This is a genomic window from Bradyrhizobium sp. USDA3010 (assembly GCF_056429065.1).
On the sequence record NZ_JBWJZD010000013.1, the window covers coordinates 139,490 to 156,753 of the forward strand.

Annotated in this window: 15 protein-coding genes; 9 read left to right on the forward strand and 6 right to left on the reverse strand. The window is 65.4% G+C overall.

The window, feature by feature from the left end; all coding sequences use genetic code 11:
* Positions 1-2 precede the first annotated feature (2 nt).
* Positions 3-1,049 carry an FAD binding domain-containing protein gene (locus tag AC066Y_RS21285; protein ID WP_478275577.1) on the reverse strand — a complete coding sequence of 349 codons (1,047 nt, stop codon included), beginning with the start codon at positions 1,047-1,049 and terminating at the stop codon, positions 3-5.
* Positions 1,046-1,543 carry a (2Fe-2S)-binding protein gene (locus AC066Y_RS21290; protein WP_478275578.1) on the reverse strand — a complete coding sequence of 166 codons (498 nt, stop codon included), beginning with the start codon at positions 1,541-1,543 and terminating at the stop codon, positions 1,046-1,048. Before AC066Y_RS21290 ends, AC066Y_RS21285 begins: the two co-directional genes overlap by 4 nt.
* A 152-nt stretch (positions 1,544-1,695) precedes the next feature.
* On the opposite strand from AC066Y_RS21290, the gene AC066Y_RS21295 reads away from it, so the two are divergent.
* Both AC066Y_RS21295 and AC066Y_RS21300 read left to right on the forward strand, forming a co-directional pair.
* The gene (locus AC066Y_RS21295) at positions 1,696-2,340 is read left to right on the forward strand and encodes a TetR/AcrR family transcriptional regulator (RefSeq protein WP_478275579.1); all 645 of its coding nucleotides are present in this window, start codon (positions 1,696-1,698) and stop codon (positions 2,338-2,340) included.
* 283 nt (positions 2,341-2,623) lie between these two features.
* Positions 2,624-5,758 (forward strand): multidrug efflux RND transporter permease subunit, encoded by a 3,135-nt coding sequence (locus AC066Y_RS21300; RefSeq protein ID WP_478275580.1) that lies wholly within the window; start codon positions 2,624-2,626, stop codon positions 5,756-5,758.
* 23 nt (positions 5,759-5,781) lie between these two features.
* Here the strand turns inward: AC066Y_RS21300 and AC066Y_RS21305 are convergent, their stop codons facing one another.
* On the reverse strand, positions 5,782-7,047 hold the full coding sequence (locus AC066Y_RS21305) for a D-amino acid dehydrogenase (RefSeq protein ID WP_478275581.1): 1,266 nt from the start codon (positions 7,045-7,047) through the stop codon (positions 5,782-5,784).
* A 106-nt stretch (positions 7,048-7,153) separates the two neighbouring features.
* Entirely contained in the window at positions 7,154-8,482 is a 1,329-nt protein-coding gene (gene aptA, locus AC066Y_RS21310; RefSeq protein ID WP_229187663.1) for an omega-aminotransferase AptA, read from the reverse strand.
* A gap of 148 nt (positions 8,483-8,630) precedes the next feature.
* Here aptA and AC066Y_RS21315 point away from each other — a divergent pair, with 148 nt between their 5' ends.
* The 3 genes from AC066Y_RS21315 (at position 8,631) to AC066Y_RS21325 (ending at position 11,460) form a co-directional block, all read left to right on the forward strand.
* Positions 8,631-9,179, forward strand: coding sequence for a cupin domain-containing protein (locus AC066Y_RS21315; RefSeq protein WP_018273259.1), 549 nt, complete (start codon positions 8,631-8,633; stop codon positions 9,177-9,179).
* 67 nt (positions 9,180-9,246) lie between these two features.
* Positions 9,247-10,782: a lysozyme inhibitor LprI family protein gene (locus AC066Y_RS21320; protein ID WP_478275582.1), complete on the forward strand. Its 1,536-nt coding sequence runs from the start codon at positions 9,247-9,249 to the stop codon at positions 10,780-10,782.
* 273 nt (positions 10,783-11,055) lie between these two features.
* Positions 11,056-11,460 carry a DUF4864 domain-containing protein gene (locus AC066Y_RS21325; RefSeq protein ID WP_478275583.1) on the forward strand — a complete coding sequence of 135 codons (405 nt, stop codon included), beginning with the start codon at positions 11,056-11,058 and terminating at the stop codon, positions 11,458-11,460.
* Between the two features lie 7 nt (positions 11,461-11,467).
* Here the strand turns inward: AC066Y_RS21325 and AC066Y_RS21330 are convergent, their stop codons facing one another.
* Positions 11,468-12,667, reverse strand: a complete 1,200-nt coding sequence (locus AC066Y_RS21330; protein WP_478275584.1) for an MFS transporter — start codon at positions 12,665-12,667, stop codon at positions 11,468-11,470.
* Between the two features lie 144 nt (positions 12,668-12,811).
* Positions 12,812-13,231, reverse strand: a complete 420-nt coding sequence (locus tag AC066Y_RS21335) for a hypothetical protein (protein ID WP_478275585.1) — start codon at positions 13,229-13,231, stop codon at positions 12,812-12,814.
* A gap of 290 nt (positions 13,232-13,521) precedes the next feature.
* Between AC066Y_RS21335 and AC066Y_RS21340 the strand changes: the two genes are divergently transcribed.
* From AC066Y_RS21340 to AC066Y_RS21355, 4 genes are all read left to right on the forward strand, one after another.
* Positions 13,522-13,731, forward strand: coding sequence for a hypothetical protein (locus tag AC066Y_RS21340; protein WP_478275586.1), 210 nt, complete (start codon positions 13,522-13,524; stop codon positions 13,729-13,731).
* A gap of 104 nt (positions 13,732-13,835) precedes the next feature.
* On the forward strand, positions 13,836-14,132 hold the full coding sequence (locus tag AC066Y_RS21345) for a hypothetical protein (protein ID WP_176529589.1): 297 nt from the start codon (positions 13,836-13,838) through the stop codon (positions 14,130-14,132).
* A gap of 296 nt (positions 14,133-14,428) precedes the next feature.
* A complete protein-coding gene (gene flhA, locus AC066Y_RS21350; protein WP_478275587.1) occupies positions 14,429-16,561 on the forward strand; it encodes a flagellar biosynthesis protein FlhA in 2,133 nt (710 codons plus the stop codon).
* Between the two features lie 319 nt (positions 16,562-16,880).
* A complete protein-coding gene (locus AC066Y_RS21355) occupies positions 16,881-17,081 on the forward strand; it encodes a hypothetical protein (RefSeq protein ID WP_478275588.1) in 201 nt (66 codons plus the stop codon).
* Positions 17,082-17,264 lie beyond the last annotated feature (183 nt).

Consider the following 17,264-nt stretch of genomic DNA (forward strand, 5'->3'; position numbering starts at 1 on the left):
CGTTACGCTCCTGCAACGGATGAGAAGGGAGAGCCGGGCAGCGCGGGAATGCGATCCGGCGTGCCTGCGGCAGCAAGGGTGAGCGCGCGCACGACGATGCGCTGCGCGAGCTCGATCTTGAAGGCGTTGTCGCCTGACGGCCTTGCATCGGCGAGCGCGGCGCGCGCCGCCTCGCGATAAACAGCCGCATCGGGCGCGGCGCCTGCGAGCACCTGCTCGGCCTCGCGCGCGCGCCACGGCTTTGCCGCGACGCCGCCGAGCGCGAGCCGCGCCTCACGGATCTTGCCATCCTCGATGCGTAAGGCCGCCGCGGCCGAGACCACGGCGAAAGCGTAGGACGTGCGCTCGCGCACCTTGATGTAGCGGGCATGGCGAGCGAAGCCTTGCGCTTCAGTCGGCAGCCGCAGCGCGACGATCAGGTCGCCCCGCTCCAGCGCGGTCTCGCGCTCCGGCGTCTCACCGGGCACCCGATGCAGCGCCTCGAGCGGCAACTCGCGCCGGCCGCCCTTGCCCTCGATCTCGACGACAGCATCGAGCCCGACCAGCGGCACGCAGAAGTCCGACGGATGGGTCGCGATGCAGCCCTCGCTCCAGCCGAGCACCGCGTGCAGGCGGTTCTCGCCCTTCAACGCGTCGCAGCCGGCGCCGGGCCAGCGCCGGTTGCAGGCGCTGCCGGCGTCGTAGAAATAGGCGCAGCGCGTCCGCTGCATCAGATTGCCGCCGACCGTCGCGGCATTGCGCAGTTGCGCGGATGCACCCGACAGCAGCGCCTCGGCGACCGCGGGATAGTTGCGCGCAAACGCGGCGTCATGCGCGAGATCGGCATTGCGCACCAGCGCGCCGATGCGCAAGCTACCATCGGCGAGATGCTCGATGCGATCGAGCCCGGGCAGACGCGTGACGTCGACGAGGCGGCTCGGCCGGCTGACACCGCCCTTCATCAGGTCGAGCAGGTTGGTGCCGGAGGCGAGATAGCTCGCGCCCTTTTCGGAAGCCGCCGCGATCGCGTCCGCGACGCTGGCCGGCCTGACATAATCGAAGTTCATCATGCGGAGCGCCTCTGCTTGCTGGCGGTCATGTTGGATTGCGCCTCGAGCACGGCTTCGGTGATCCCCTGATAGGCGCCGCAGCGGCACAGATTGCCGCTCATGCATTCGCGCACGCGCTCCGGATCGTCGCCGGCCTGCCCCTCCTGGATCAGGCCGATGCCGCTCATGATCTGGCCCGGCGTGCAGAAGCCGCACTGGAAGCCGTCATGGGCGATGAAGGCGGCCTGCACCGGATGCAGCTCGCCGCCGCGCCCGACGCCTTCGATGGTCGTGATCTCGGCGCCGTCATGGCTGATTGCGAGCGCGAGGCAGGAATTGATGCGGCGGCCGTCGACCAGGATGGTGCACGCGCCGCACTGGCCGCGGTCGCACCCCTTCTTGGTTCCGGTGAGGTCGAGCCGCTCGCGCAACAGGTCAAGCAGGGTGACGCGGGGGTCGTCGAGGACAATGTCCCGTCGAACGCCGTTGATGGTGAGACTGAGTGGAAGATTCATGCAGGGCTCCGATCCGTGTATGGTCGGGTTGAATCGAGGCAACGCGAACCCGTGGCCGCCGATGCATGATCGGCGCGCCTTGTCAGGCCCGGTGCTGGTCGCCATATACGGAGGCATCCTCCGTTTACAAGGGAGGGTAAAAAGAAAAAGGAATGGCCGGTTCATCACCAGAAGTTGTCCGCAAGCCGCGCGCCGACGCCGTGCGCAATCGCGAGCGCGTGCTGGAAGCGGCCAAGGCCGTGTTCTCGGCCGGCGGCAGCGAGGCGAGCCTCGAGGCCGTCGCGCGCCACGCCGGCGTCGGCATCGGCACGCTGTATCGCCACTTCCCGACCCGCGAGGCGCTGTATGAGGCGGTCTATCGCCGCGAGGTCGAGCAGCTCGGCGATCTTGCCGAGCAGCTACAGAACGCGCCCGAACCGGTCGAGGCGTTGCGGCGCTGGCTGCGCGCCAATGTGGAATTCGTCGCCACCAAGAAGGGCATGGTGGCAGCCCTAGCGCTGGTCGCGCACGGCTCGACCGAGCTGCACGCCTATTCGTTCGACCGCCTGACCAAGGCGATCGGCACGCTGCTGGCGCGCGCCGTCGCGGCCGGCGCCATTCGCGACGACATCAGCGCCGAGGACGTGCTGCGTGCGCTGATCGGCATGTGCTACATGCACGACCAGCCGGGCTGGCAGACCACGGCACTCAGGCTGTTGGATGTGTTCGTGGACGGGCTGCGGCTGCAGCCGGCGGCCAAGGCGGTATCCACGGGGAAACCCGCGAAGAAGAAGGCCGGCCGGCCGCGCTCACCGTAGCTGCTACAAGGATATCGTAGTCAGAAATACTCCGCGCGAACACCACGTGTTGGGCCTGCGGATGCCGGCCATTGAACGAAGGTCGAATGAGCGATCCGGTGTTTCCATTCGCGCGCCGTCCCCGGGAATGACTATGCTGGCAAAAAACAGGTAGACGCGAGAGCCAACTCCGCGATCTGCCGATTGGCCATGGCGAGGAAAACGCGCGTTCGCGCTCGAGCTTTCGAGGACGAGTCCCGGCATTCGGGAAAAGATGCGCCTGCCGTTCATTTGGATTGCCGAAATGAACGAGAGCATCTCATCTCCGTTTATCCGCTACCCTATCGGCACCTCGCTGCTGATGGCCGGCATTCTGTTCGTCGGCATCGTCGCCTATCCGTTGCTGCCGGTCGCGCCACTTCCGCAGGTCGACTTTCCGACCATCCAGATCTCTGCAAGCCTGCCGGGCGCCAGCCCCGAAACCATGGCCTCCTCCGTTGCGCAACCGCTGGAGCGGCAATTCGCGCAGATTCCCGGCATCGCGCAAATGACCTCGACGAGCTCGCTCGGGTCGACCGCGGTCACCATTCAGTTCGATTTGAACCGCAACATCGACGGCGCCGCCAACGACATCCAGGCCGCGATCAACGCCGCTGGCGGCCAGCTGCCCAAGAACCTGCCGTCGCCGCCGACCTACCGCAAGGTCAACCCGGCGGACTCGCCGATTCTGCTGTTGTCGGCGACCTCCGACACGCTGCCGTTGATCAGGGTGAGCGATGCGGTCGACGCCCAGCTCGGGCAGCAGATCAGCCAGATTTCCGGCGTCGCCCAGGTCTTCATCGGCGGGCAGCAGAAGCCCGCGATCCGCGTGCAGATCGATCCCGCCAAGCTGGTCGCCAAGGGGCTCTCGCTGGAAGATATCCGCAGCCAGATCGCCATCACGACGGTCGACAGCCCGAAAGGCAACATCGACGGCGCGAGCCGCGCCTACACGATCTACGCCAACGATCAGCTCCCGGATGCCAAGGACTGGAATGACGTCATCGTCGCCTACCGCAACGGCGGCCCGTTGCGGATTCGCGACATCGGCCAGGCGGTCGCCGGGCCGGAAGACATGAAGCAGGCCGCCTGGGCGGACGGCAAGCGCGGCGTCTTCCTCGTCATCTTCAAGCAACCCGGCGCCAATGTCATCGGGACGGTCGACAGGATCAAGGCGCAGCTTCCGAGACTGATTGCCGCGATTCCGCCCGCCATCAAGATCAAGATCATCAGCGACCGGACATTGACCATCCGCGCCGCCGTCGAGGACGTGCAGATCACGCTGCTGATCACCATCGTTCTGGTCGTCATGGTGATCTTCATCTTCCTGCGCAGCTTCTGGGCCACGGTGATTCCCGCCGTCACCGTGCCGCTCGCGCTGCTCGGCGCCTGCGCGCTGATGTGGGTGTTCGGCTATACGCTCGACAACCTTTCGCTGATGGCGCTGACGATTGCGGTCGGCTTCGTGGTCGACGACGCCATCGTCATGCTGGAGAACATCACGCGATACGTCGAGCAGGGTGAGCGGCCGCTTGCCGCGGCGCTGCGGGGCGCCGGCGAGATCGGATTCACGATCCTGTCGATCAGCATTTCACTGGTCGCGGTGCTGATCCCGTTGCTGCTGATGGGGGGCGTCATCGGCCGGCTGTTCCGCGAGTTTGCGGTGACCCTGGCGATGGCGATCTTCGTCTCGCTGGTGGTGTCGCTGACGCTGACGCCGATGATGGCATCGCGCTTCCTGCGCGCGCATGGCGAAACGAAACACGGACGGCTCTACCAATGGAGCGAAGCGGCATTCGAGCGGATGCTGCATGGCTATGAGCGCGGCCTCGATCTGGCGCTGAGCTGGAGCCGGACCACGCTCTGCATCTTCTTCGCGACGCTGGCACTGTCGGTCTATTTGTTCGTGATCATACCAAAGGGATTTTTCCCGCAACAGGACAACGGCTTCCTGAACGCCGTGTCGGAGATGGCCCAGGACATCTCGTTTGCCGACATGAAGCAGCATCAGGAAGAACTCAGCCGGATCGTCCGGGCCGATCCGGCGGTCGACAGCATGGCCGAGTTCATCGGCGGCGGCGGCACCGCGCTGAATTCGGGCCGCATGTACATCACGCTGAAGCCGCACGAGGAGCGCGACGCGGACGCGCAGCAGATCATCGCGCGGTTGCGGCCGAAGCTCGAGGCGGTCGAGGGAGCGCGCCTCTACATGCAGGCTTCCCAGGACGTCCGGCTCGGCGGACGCGCCACGCGAACGCAGTTCGAGTACACGCTGCAGGATGCGAACCTGGCCGAACTGAACGAATGGGCGCCGAAGATCCTGGCCAAGATGAAGACGCTGCCGCAATTGCGCGACGTCGCGACGGACCAGCAGACCGAGGGAACGACGCTGACGATGACCTTCGATCGTGACACCGCGTCGCGCTACGGCATCCAGCCGCAATTGATCGACGACACGCTGTACGACGCGTTCGGCCAGCGCCAGGTGGCCCAATACTTCACCCAGCTCAACAGCTATCACGTCATCCTGGAGATCCTCCCCGAATTGCAGGGCAAGCTCGATACGCTCAACAAGCTCTACATCAAGTCGCCGGCGACGGGCGACGAAGTCCCGCTCTCCGTGTTCGCCAAGTGGACGACAGTGCCGGTGCGCCCGCTCGCAATCGCCCATCAGGGGCAGTTTCCTGCGACCACGATCAGCTTCAACCTCGCACAAGGGGTCGCGCTCGGTCAGGCCACCGATGCCATCCAGAACGCCGTCGCCGATCTCGGCGCTCCGGCGACGCTGAGTTCAAGCTTCCAGGGCACCGCGCAGGCCTTCCAGGAATCACTGAGCTCGGTGCCGCTGCTGATCTTGGCTGCGCTGGTCGTGGTCTATCTGATCCTCGGCATGCTCTATGAAAGCTACATCCATCCGCTCACGATTCTGTCCACGCTGCCGTCGGCCGGCGTCGGTGCGCTGGCGATCCTGATGGCGTTCGGGTTCGATTTCAGCCTGATCGCGCTGATCGGCATCATCCTCCTGATCGGGATCGTGAAGAAGAACGGCATCATGATGGTCGACTTCGCGATCGCCGCCGAACGCGAAGAGCATCTGTCGCCGCGTGAATCGATCCGGAAGGCGGCGCTCTTACGTTTCCGCCCGATCATGATGACGACGATGGCCGCCCTGCTCGGCGGCGTTCCGCTGATGCTGGGCACCGGAACAGGGGCGGAAATTCGTCAGCCGCTCGGCTATGCGATGGTTGGCGGCCTGATCGTGAGCCAGGCGCTGACACTGTTCACGACGCCGGTCGTGTATCTCTATCTCGACCGGCTGTCGAACGCGCTTTCGAATTGGACGGCCACGAAACGAGACGACGATGCCGAACCGTCCGTGGACCGGGATGCCGCCGAATAGCCCTTCGCTGGCGGCGATGAAGCCTAGCCGAAACGGTGATCGTAGCGCTTGATGGACAGCTCCTTGGTGTCGATCTCGGGCTTTTTCCCGGAGAGCATGTCCGCCAGCACCCGGCCGGAGCCGCAGGCCATGGTCCAGCCGAGCGTGCCATGGCCGGTGTTGAGGTGCAGATTGGCAAAGCGCGTTGCGCCGATCACCGGCGGGCCGTCCGGCGTCATCGGGCGCAGTCCGCACCAGAAGGTTGCCTTGGCAAGGTCACCGCCGCGCGGAAACAGATCGGTCAGCGAATGATCCAGCGTCGCGCGCCGCGCGTCGTAGAGCTTGGTCGAATAGCCCGAAATCTCGGCGGTGCCGCCGACCCGGATGCGATCGCCGAGCCGGGTGATCGCGACCTTGTAGCTCTCGTCCATCACGGTGGACTCAGGCGCGCCGCTCGCATCCTTGATCGGCACCGTGATCGAATAGCCCTTCACCGGATAGACCGGCAGCGAGATGCCGAGCGGCCGCACCAGATGCGGCGAGTAGCTGCCCAGCGCGAGGACATAGGTGTCGGCGGTCATCAGGCCGGCGCTGGTCGCAACGCCGGTGATGCGGGTGGCATCCGCGTTCAGTCCGTCGATGCCGACATTGAAGTTGAAGCGCACGCCGATCTTCTCGGCTTCCAGCGCCAGCGCCTGCGTGAACATGTGGCAGTCGCCGGTCTCGTCATGCGGCAGCCGCAGCCCGCCGGCGAATTTCTGCTTCACGCCGGCCAGCGCCGGCTCGGCTTTGATGCAGCCGTCACGGTCGAGCACCTCGAACGGGACGCCGTATTGCTTCAGCACGGCGATGTCGTCGCCGGTGTGATCGAGCTGGGCCTGCTCGCGAAACAGCTGCAGGGTGCCCTGCGCACGTTCGTCGTAGCGGATGCCGATGTCATTGCGCAGCGCCTGCAGGCAGTCGCGGCTGTATTCCGCGATCGGGATCATCCGGCTCTTGTTCACCGCGTAGCGCGACGTGGTGCAGTTGCGCAGCATCTTCAGCAGCCAGAGCCACATCACGGGATCTAGCTTCGGGCGGATCACCAGCGGTCCGTGCTTCATCAGCAGCCACTTCACCGCTTTCACCGGCACGCCGGGGCCGGCCCAGGGCGACGAATAGCCCGGCGACACTTCGCCGGCATTGGCAAAGGAGGTTTCGAGCGCAGGCTTCGGCTGACGGTCGATCACCGTCACTTCATGGCCGGCGCGCGCAAGATAATAGGCCGAAGTGACGCCGATCACGCCACTGCCGAGAACAAGGACCTTCACTTTTCCTCACATCCTGCAGCGAAAACGCAATCGCCGCTGCGAAACTACTCTGCTTCGCAACGGCGACAGCAATTTGTAGAGCTAGCTATAATTTAGCTAGCAATTATCAGGCCACGCGCTTGATGGCGTCGCCGAGGATCGAGACGATGTCGTCGATATGCGACTTCTCGACGATCAGGGGCGGCGACAGCGCCAGCGAATCGCCGCTCATGCGGAAGTAGAGGCCGCGATTGAAGCAATCGACCATGACGTCGTAGCCGCGCGCACCGACGGCACCATCGCGCGGCGCGAGCTCGACCGCGCCCATCAGGCCCTGATTGCGGATGTCGACGACGTTCGGCAGGCCCTTGAGCGAGTGCAGGCCATCGCGCCAGTAATCGGAGAGCGAGGCGCCGCGGGTCAAGAGACCCTCGTCCTTGTAGATGTCGAGCGTGGCAAGACCTGCGGCGCAGGCCACCGGATGCGCCGAATAGGTGTAGCCGTGGAACAGCTCCATGGCGTTGTCCGGGCCGACCATCAGCCCGTCATGGACCTGGCGGCTGGCGAACACCGCGCCGCACGGCACGGTGCCGTTGGTGATGCCCTTGGCGGTCGTCATCATGTCGGGCGTGACGCCGTAGAAGTTGGCGGCGAACGGCGTGCCGAGGCGGCCGAAGCCGGTGATGACCTCGTCGAAGATCAGGAGGATGCCGTGCTTGGTGCAGAGCTCGCGCAGGCGCTGCAGATAGCCCTTCGGCGCCGGCAGCACCGCGGTGGAGCCGGGCACCGGCTCGACGATCACGGCCGCGATGGTGTCGGCACCATGCAGCGCGACCATCCGCTCGACGTCGTCGGCGAGCTCGGCGCCGTGGTCCGGCTGGTCCTTGGCGAAGGCGTTGCGGGCGAGATCATGGGTATGACGGATGTGGTCGACACCCGGCAGATGGGTCGCGAACTGGCGGCGGTTGGCGACCATGCCGCCGACCGACATGCCGCCGAAGCCGACGCCGTGATAGCCGCGCTCGCGGCCGATCAGACGGGTGCGTGTCGGCTGGCCGGCGGCACGGTGATAGGCCAGCGCGATCTTCAGCGCGGTATCGACCGATTCAGAACCCGAATTGGTGAAAAAGATCCGATCCAGCCCCTTCGGGGCGATCTCGGCGAGGCGCTCGGCGAAATCGAACGCCAGCGGATGGCCCATGTTGAAGGAAGGCGCGAAGTCCAGCGTGGAGAGCTGGCGCTCGACGGCGGCCGCGATCTGCGGTCGGCCATGGCCGGCGTTGACGCACCAGAGACCGGCGGAGCCGTCGATCACCTGCCGGCCGTCGACCGAGGTGTAGTACATGCCCTTGGCGGAGGAGAACAGCCGCGGCGCTTTCTTGAACTGCCGGTTGGCCGTGAAGGGCATCCAGAACGAATCGGTCTTGATGGTGTTCGGAATCTGATGAACGGTCACGGCGGCGCTCCATTGCTGACTGCGCCTAGTCGGACCACTCTTCACGACACTCAACAAGTCCTTTTCTGTCGCATCGCAAGCCATTGATCTTGTTGAGGCGGTCTGCGACTATTTGTTCGATCCGCAACACCTGCAACAGGGATCTTCCATGAGCGTCGACATCGGCGGGCGGCTTCGATTCATCCGCGCGCGGCACAAGCTGTCGCAGCGCGAGCTCGCCAAGCGCTCCGGCGTGACCAATTCGACGATTTCGCTGATCGAATCCAACCAGATGAACCCGTCGGTCGGCGCGCTCAAGCGCATCCTCGACGGCATTCCGATGGGGCTCGCGGAATTCTTCGCGATCGAGCCGGAGCGGCCGCGCAAGGCGTTCTACCGCGCCGACGAGCTGACCGAGATCGGCAAGAAGCCGATCTCCTACCTCCAGATCGGCGACAGCCTGTTCGGACGGGCGTTGCAGATCCTGAAAGAGCGCTACGAGCCCGGCAGCGACACCGGCCGGGTGCCGCTGGTGCACGAAGGCGAGGAAGGCGGCATCGTGGTCTCGGGCCGGCTCGAGGTCACGGTCGACGACGAGCGGCGGGTGCTCAACGCCGGCGACGCCTATTACTTCGAAAGCCGCCGCCCGCACCGCTTCCGCTGCATCGGCGCCAAGCCGTGCGAGGTGATTTCGGCCTGTACGCCGCCGACATTTTGAACCCGGCGCGGGCGCTGCGCGACCCAAGCCGCAAGGGCCGCGTGCCGCGGCCTTGCGGGTGACGCCGATGCCTTGCTCCCCACGGCTTGCGGCCGCCGTCGCGGCCATCTCGGTCCTTGCGCCCGGCGCGTCGGCTGCGATGGACGATTTCCTGCGCGCATCGAGCAGCGCGCCGACCGCGATCAGGCTGTGCGGCGATAGCGGCGACGACCGGATCAAGACCGCTGACTGCAAGAAGGCCGGCTACGACAGGCTCGTGGCGCAGATCGACAAGGCGTTCGACGCGGCGCTTCCCAAGCTGCCGGCGAATGTCAGGCCGCTGCTGAAGCGCGACCAGGCCTGGTTCAACGAGATGATCATCGACGCCGCGGACGTGCTGGCCGATACCGACGAAGACGAGCTGAAAGCAAGTTTTGCCGCGGCCTTGCGCCGCCGCGCGGCCGCGCTTGAGGGCATCGCATCCGGCCGTACGGGCCTGTCAGGCAACTGGGTCAATGCCTTCGGCCACCTCACGCTGACGCCGAGCGAAGGCGGCGCCTATCGCCTCGCCGCCGACCTGCGCGGCGACTATGGCGGCGATCGCAGGCGAACCTGCAAGCTGACGGCCGATCTGAAGCCCTCGGGGACTACCTGGCTCTCCGGCCCCGTGCTGATCGAGGCCGAGACGCCGCCCGACAAGCCCAAGACCAACATGGCGACCGATGCCGCCGCCTCAAGCAAGCCGCCGTCAATAAAACTCCGCCGCCAGGGCGACACGCTGCGGATCGTCGGCACCATCGATGACGAGGAGTTTGACGGGCGCAACGACTGCTCGTCGATGTGGCAGGTCACCGGCAGCTACTTTGCCGCCGGCAAGGATGCGGCATCCGACAAGACCGACACCGCGTTCATCGCGCCGACCTTCGATTGCACCAGGCCCGAGACCGCAACCGACGAGGAAATCTGCGCCGATCCTGATCTCGCCGACAATGACCAGCGGCTGAACCGCGCCTGGAAGGCGTTGCAGCCGCGGCTCGACGAGGCGACGCGGCGCGCGCTGATTGACGACCAGCGCAACTGGGTGAAGAGCCAGACCGAACAATTCCCGGAATTCCTGCATCCGGCCTGGAACAAGCAGAGCTCGCAGGTCCACTTCACCGTCGATGCGCGCGATCACGTCAACGGATTGCAGCGCGAACGCCTGGCGCTGCTCGAAGGCTTTGACGACAAGCGCAGCGGGCTTGCCGGCGTCTGGCTCGCCTATAACGCCATCATCAAGGTCACCGTTGGGAAAGACGGCGCGCTGAAAGCGGCCGGATGGAAGTGGGACCAGGGCGACTGGAAGGCCGGCTGCGACTACGAGATGACCGGCAAGGTCACCGGCGGTGCGTTCCGCTCCGACGAGCAGCGCAAGAATCCGGATACGCTCGAGCGCGACCATGCGATGCTGATCGTCAACCGGCAGGACGATGCCTTTGCCAGGAAGCGCACCGGGAAGGACGGCACCGAGGACAGCGCCGACCAGGCGAAATGCAAGCGCCGGCTCGACAACTCCTCGACCGCGCGGCTGTTTCCTGCCCGTCCCTCGGCCGACATCGACAGTTTCAAGGGCTCGATCAGGTAGCTGCGCGGCCGGGCGGCTGCGCCATCATAAGTTACGGGTCTGGTGGTCGCCATAGGCGATCACGAACGCGACCGTCGCGAACATCATGGTCACGGCGATGACGACGAGAATGGTATCGAGGGTCATGACGGTCCTCCAAGATTGGCAAAACAAGGTTAGTGCGCCGGCCGGAGGAAGCCTTGCGGCAGATCAATTTTTCGACGGGAATCGATCGCGCGTGAAACCACGCCGGATTTGCCGCGTAAGCTCAAGGATCGACCAGGGAGCCTTCCGATGCGCGCGATCGCCCTCATTGCCGCCCTTCTGTTCGCCCTCGCCTCGCCCGCCATCGCCGACGACGTTGGCAGCGCGCAGGACGTGATCCGCGCCCAGGAGCAGGCGTTCGGCCGCGACGACGCCGCGGCGGCCTATTCCTACGCCGCGCCCGCGATCCGCCAGATCTTTCCGCAGGCCGATATCTTCATGTCGATGGTGCAGAACCAATACGCGCCGGTCTATCGCCACAGGAGCTTCGAGTTCGGTGAGGCGCAGAGCGCGGGCGACCGGATCGCGCAACGCGTTCACATCGTCGACGCCAATGGCGAGGCGTGGGAGGCGCTCTATACGCTGGAGCGGCAGGCCGACGGCAGCTTGAAGATCACCGGCTGCTCATTGCTGAAGGCCGGTCAGGCGGTGTGATCGAGGGTTAGGCCATCGCCAGCCGCTGCCGCGACCGCATCAGGAGCAGCAGGATGATGCTGACGTTGAGCAGGTTCCAGGCAAGGCCATTGGCGAAGGCCGCGGCATAGGAGCCGGTGGCGTCGAAGATCACGCCCGAGATCCAGCCGCCGAAGGACATGCCGAACACCGAGGCGAAGATCACGATGCCGATCCGGGTCGCGGCTTCCGAGGCCGGCATCGCCTCGCGCACGATGATGGCGTAGCTCGGCACGATGCCGCCCTGAAACAGGCCGAACATCGCCGAGATGATGTAGAGCGAGATCAGGCCGTCGAAGAACAGATAGAACAGCAGCGCCGCGCCCTGCGCGATCGATCCGATCAGCAGCGTGCGGATGCCGCCGATCCTGTCGGCGAGGAAGCCGGAGCCGATCCGGCTGATGATGCCGAAGCCGAGCATCAGCGACAGCATCTCGGCGCCGCGCGCCACGCCGTAGCCCAGATCGCCGCAATAGGCGACGATGTGAACCTGCGGCATCGACATCGCCACGCAGCAGGAGATCGACGCGAGCGACAGGATCGCGGTCAGCGCGTTGGTGGAGAGCCGCATGTCGACCCGCGGCGGCGCCGCGTTGACATGGCTGCGCCGGGTCGCCGCGCCCATCAGCAAACGCAGCACCACGAGCGCAAGCGCCATCGCGATCGCGGTGAAGATGCCGATCGCAATATGGGTGGTGCGCCAGCCGACGCTCTGCATGCCGAAATTGACCAGCGGCGGCCACACCGTGCCGCCGACATAATTGCCGCTGGCGGCGATCGCGACCGCGAGGCCGCGGTAGCGCTCGAACCAGTGCGAGGCCTCCGCCATCAGAGGACCGAAGGTCGCGGCTGACGACAGGCCGATTGCGAAATGCAGCAGGATGAAGGCCCAGATCGACGGCGCGTAGCCGGCGCCGATATAGCCGACGCCCAGAATGCCGATCCCGGCGCCGATCGCAGTGACGATGCCGTAGCGATCGCTGATCTTGCCGGTCACGACCTGGCCGAGGCCGAAGCCGAGCATCACCATCGTGAAGGCAAGCGAGGCCGTTCCACGGGTCGCGCCGAAATCGGTCTGCACCGCCGGCAACGCCACCACGACTGACCACATGCCGACGCTGCCGAGCGAGCCGATCGCCACGGCGACGGCAAGGCGCAGCCATGCCCGGCGCGAGTCGGGAATGAACACTGCGGCTTCAGGGGAAAATTCAGAAGAAATTACCACGGCACGCGGAACTTCGTCGGCATTTGCCTCCGGGTCAAGCCGCATTGCCGAGAGATTAGGCATGCGCCAGCAAGGGGACGCATTACCTTCACCGGCGCGTGAGGCGCCTCAATTGCCGTAGTTCGGATCCTGCGCCTGGAACGGACCGCACTTCGCACCGATACCGAAGCGCTGGTCGAAATCCACCGTGCCGCCGCCGACCGGTATGCGGGTCGGCGGCAAGCCGCGCGTGTACTGGTCGACGGTCACGGACTTCTTGTCCGCGCTCATCGTCACATGCACCGGCTCGAGGTCCTTGCCCTTGTTGAGCTCGGTCAGATCGAGCGTGTAGTAGCCGTCCGCGGTCTTGCCCGCGGCCATGCCGCCATGCGGCGCGAAGACGACGGATTGCGGCAGGTAGACCTCCATCAGGACGCCGTTGCCCTTGCAGGCGATCATGCGGATCATCCAGGCCCGGTCGTCCGGCAGCGTCACGGCGGACGCCGGCACCGACAGCAGCGCGATCGCAGCAGCAAAGGCTGCTGTCATGGTTCGACCTGCCCGATTCGACATGGATGCCTCTTGCGGCTGAGTGGCGTTGCTGGCGTTTGGTCGGAGGCCGGGCCGCGAAAGTTCAATCCGCATCGTGCACCGCAGCGATCGCAACGGACCGATCGAGCGGGAATATCATCCGTCGAACCGTGATCCATGCTGATGAGAAACTGCTACAATGCGAGCCGGTTCACACTGGCTGCCCGCCGTCCGGACCTATCATCCCGCCCGGATGGCGCGCAGATCGCAAGGTAAAGGGTCGAAGCGCACAGCGTCGGAGGATCGTCATGCATACGTCGTCAGCAGAGTGGTTACCCGTTGCGTCAGCGCCGTCGGACCGAGAGCTCGAGGTCTGTGTCCTCGACTATGACGGCATGGTGCACGCGCTGATGTTCCCGTGCCACCGGGACGGCGCCGAATGGGTCGACCCTGCCGGCAGCAGGCATCACGACATCCAGCCGACGCATTGGCGCAAATGGATGCTCTCAGCCGATTGACGCCGCCATGATCGGTCTCGGGCAGCCGACACCGATCTCGCGCCGGTCCGGATATCGAGCTAATATTGCCACGTGAGGTTCAACGGTGGGCCAGGAGGCTCGTCATGGAATCACACGTGATCCCCTTCGAAAATCGCTGGACCAACGGCAAGCATGCCTGGGAGTGGCATTGCGAGCTCGAGCGGCTGGGCGTGCCGACGGTCCGGACGATGTACTGCGAGCATGAGACGCACCATCGCGACGAGCTTGCCGTGGTGTTCGACATTCCCGCAGGCTTCGTTCGCGACTGGCTGGCCTTTCATGACCAGCGCGCCGCCCGGCAGCAATTGCTGTGGCGCGCCAGCGTCATCACGCTCGGCCTCATCGCCGCATCGGGCGTCGTGCTCGGCGCGCTCAGATAGAGGCAGCGAACCCGCCGCCGGAACGGCCGGGCGTTCCCACCACCCCTCGCGGCCGAAAATCCCCCATGCCGGCGCCTGCGACGACCCGTGCCCCCGCAAAACGCACTTATTAACCCTTTGCTAACCATACACCCGGCAAGAATTGCCGAGTGAAGTCGAGTGTCGTCGAACGCGTCTAACGGGCGGAGATCCCCGTGAACGCCAGCGCGGTGCCTCACTTTCGGAACGGCGGCCCTGCGGCCGTCGCGCAGACGCTTGGCGGCCGCGGCCGCCAGTCGCGGGGGAGAGCGGCTACCATGGTCGACGTCACGGCGGGTCAGGGCACGGCAGGCAAGGGCGGATTGCCGAGCCTCGGCGAGATCGGCGACATCCTCAAGCGCGGCGATCTCGCGCTGGCGCTCGGCGTCCTCACCATCCTGGTGGTGCTGATCCTGCCGCTGCCGTCGATCGTGCTCGACCTGTTTCTGGCAGTCTCGATCACGATCTCGATCCTGATCCTGATGACCTCGCTGTTCATCCAGGCACCGCTGGAATTCTCGTCGTTTCCGACCATCCTGCTGATCTCGACCATGATGCGGCTGTCGCTGAACATGGCCTCGACCCGGCTGATCCTGAGCCACGGCCACGAGGGCACGGCGGCCGCCGGGCACGTCATCGAGGCCTTCGGCAACTTCGTGATGGGCGGCAACTTCGTGATCGGCATCATCGTGTTCGCGATCCTGGTGATCGTGAACTTCGTGGTCATCACCAAGGGTTCGGGCCGTATCGCCGAAGTCGCGGCGCGCTTCCAATTGGACTCGATGCCCGGCAAGCAGATGGCGATCGACGCCGACCTGTCCGCCGGCCTGATCGACGAGAAGGCCGCCAAGGAGCGCCGCAAGGCGCTGGAAGACGAAAGCGGCTTCTTCGGCGCGATGGACGGCGCCTCGAAATTCGTCCGCGGCGACGCCATTGCCGGCCTCCTGATCGTCGGCATCAACATCGTCGGCGGCATCATCATCGGCGTCGCCCAGCAGGGCCTCTCCTTCGGTGAAGCCGCCCGCACCTACACCGTGCTGACGGTCGGCGACGGCCTCGTCACCCAGGTGCCGGCGCTGATCGTCTCGACCGCAGCCGGCCTCCTGGTCTCCAAGGCCGGCATCACCGGCGCCGCCGACAAGGCGCTGATGCGCCAGCTCTCCGGCTATCCGCAGGCGCTCGGCATGTCGGCCGGCGTCATGCTGGTGCTGGCGCTGCTGCCGGGCATTCCGACGCTGCCGTTCCTGGCGCTCGGCTCCGGCGCCGCGGCGCTGGCCTGGAACGCGCGCAAGAAGAAGCGGGTCGCCAACGCTGCCGAGGCCGCCGCCGCTGCCGCCCCCGCTGCAGCCGCGGCCGCCGCCGCTGCCGCCGCCGAAGAGCCGATCGCCGCCGCGCTGAAGATCGACGACCTCAAGATCGAGCTCGGCTACGCGCTGCTGCCGCTGGTCAACGGTCCCGACGGCACCGACCGCCTCACCGAGCAGATCAAGGCGCTGCGCCGCTCGCTCGCGATCGAGATGGGCTTCGTGATGCCGGCGGTGCGCATCCTCGACAATGTGCAGCTCGAGGCCAACAGCTACGTCATCAAGATCAAGGAAGTCGACGCCGGCACCGGCAAGATCTGGCCGAGCCAGTTCATGGTCATGGATCCCGCCGGCAACCAGGTACAGCTGCCCGGCATCCACACCATCGAACCGACTTTCGGCCTGCCGGCGACCTGGGTCGATGCCGGCCTGAAGGAAGAAGCCGCGCTGAAAGGCTACACCGTGGTCGACGCCGCCACGGTGCTGTCGACGCACCTGACCGAGCTGCTCAAGACCAACATGTCGGACTTGCTGTCCTACGGCGAGGTGCAGAAGCTGCTGAAGGACCTGCCGAAGGAGCAGGGCGAGCTGATCAAGGACATCGTGCCGAGCCAGGTCACGATGTCGGGCATCCAGCGCGTGCTGCAATTGCTGCTCGCCGAGCGGATTTCCATCCGCGACCTTTCCACCATCCTCGAGGGCGTCGCCGACGCGCTGGCGTTCTCGCGCAATCCGGCCAGCATGGTCGAGCATGTCCGCGCCCGGCTGGCGCGGCAGATCTGCGCCCAGAACACCTCGCCGAACGGCTATCTGCCGCTGATCGCGCTGTCGGCGCGCTGGGAGCAGGCGTTTGCCGAATCGATCGTAGGCACTGGCGACGACCGCAGCCTGGCGATGCAGCCCTCCAAGCTGTCGGAATTCATGACCGCCGTGCGCAACGCCTTCGAGCAGGCGGCGCGCGAGGGCGAGGCGCCGGTGCTGGTGACGTCGGCCGCGATCCGGCCGTTCGTTCGCTCACTGGTGGAACGGTTCCGCTCGCAGACCACCGTTTTGTCGCAGGCCGAGATCCATCCGCGGGCCCGGCTGAAGACCGTCGGCAGCGTCTAGCGGCCGCAAATCATTTGCGTTTTCGCCTGTGTTTTCTCGCCACAGGCAACTGATTTATGTGGAACAGTCCGGAACGGACCTATCTGAGGTATCGTATTCCGACCATCCGTCAAGCCACTGATATTACGAGCAGTTAATGTCGTCATCGGGAGTTGGAGACGGCTCTTGATCGCGGCCGATCACGTCTCATCACGGCCTTGTGATGCCCCCTAGGGAACGGAATCGACAAATCCTACGTTAGCGAGGCGCGAGACGTTGAACCGGACAACAGACAGAACCGACAGATTTATTGAGAGCAGGAAGGCGGCAGGTGACTTCCATGAACCACTCGATCTACAGCGCTGATCGTATGACGCACCTGAAGATTGTGGTCGTGGCGTTGGTCGCCGGTATCCTGGTCGCTGGTTTCGGCATCACCGCGCACAATTCGTCGGACGAAGGTTACACCCAGACGGCACGTGTCATGAAGGCCGGTAAGCCGGTCGCGATCACGAGCACCAGCAACTCGCTGGTCCGCTAACAGGAGAGTTTCACGAATTCACGTAGTGTTCTTTACAGCCCCCCAAAGTCGCTGCGTGGATATTTAAGACCCCCAACTACCCCCAAGTTGACTATCGAAAACGCCCGCTCCCCACGGGCGTTTTCTTTTTGTGCGGTGGTTGGTTTAACGCCGGTGCCGACTGACAGCGCGCACAGCTCTCTC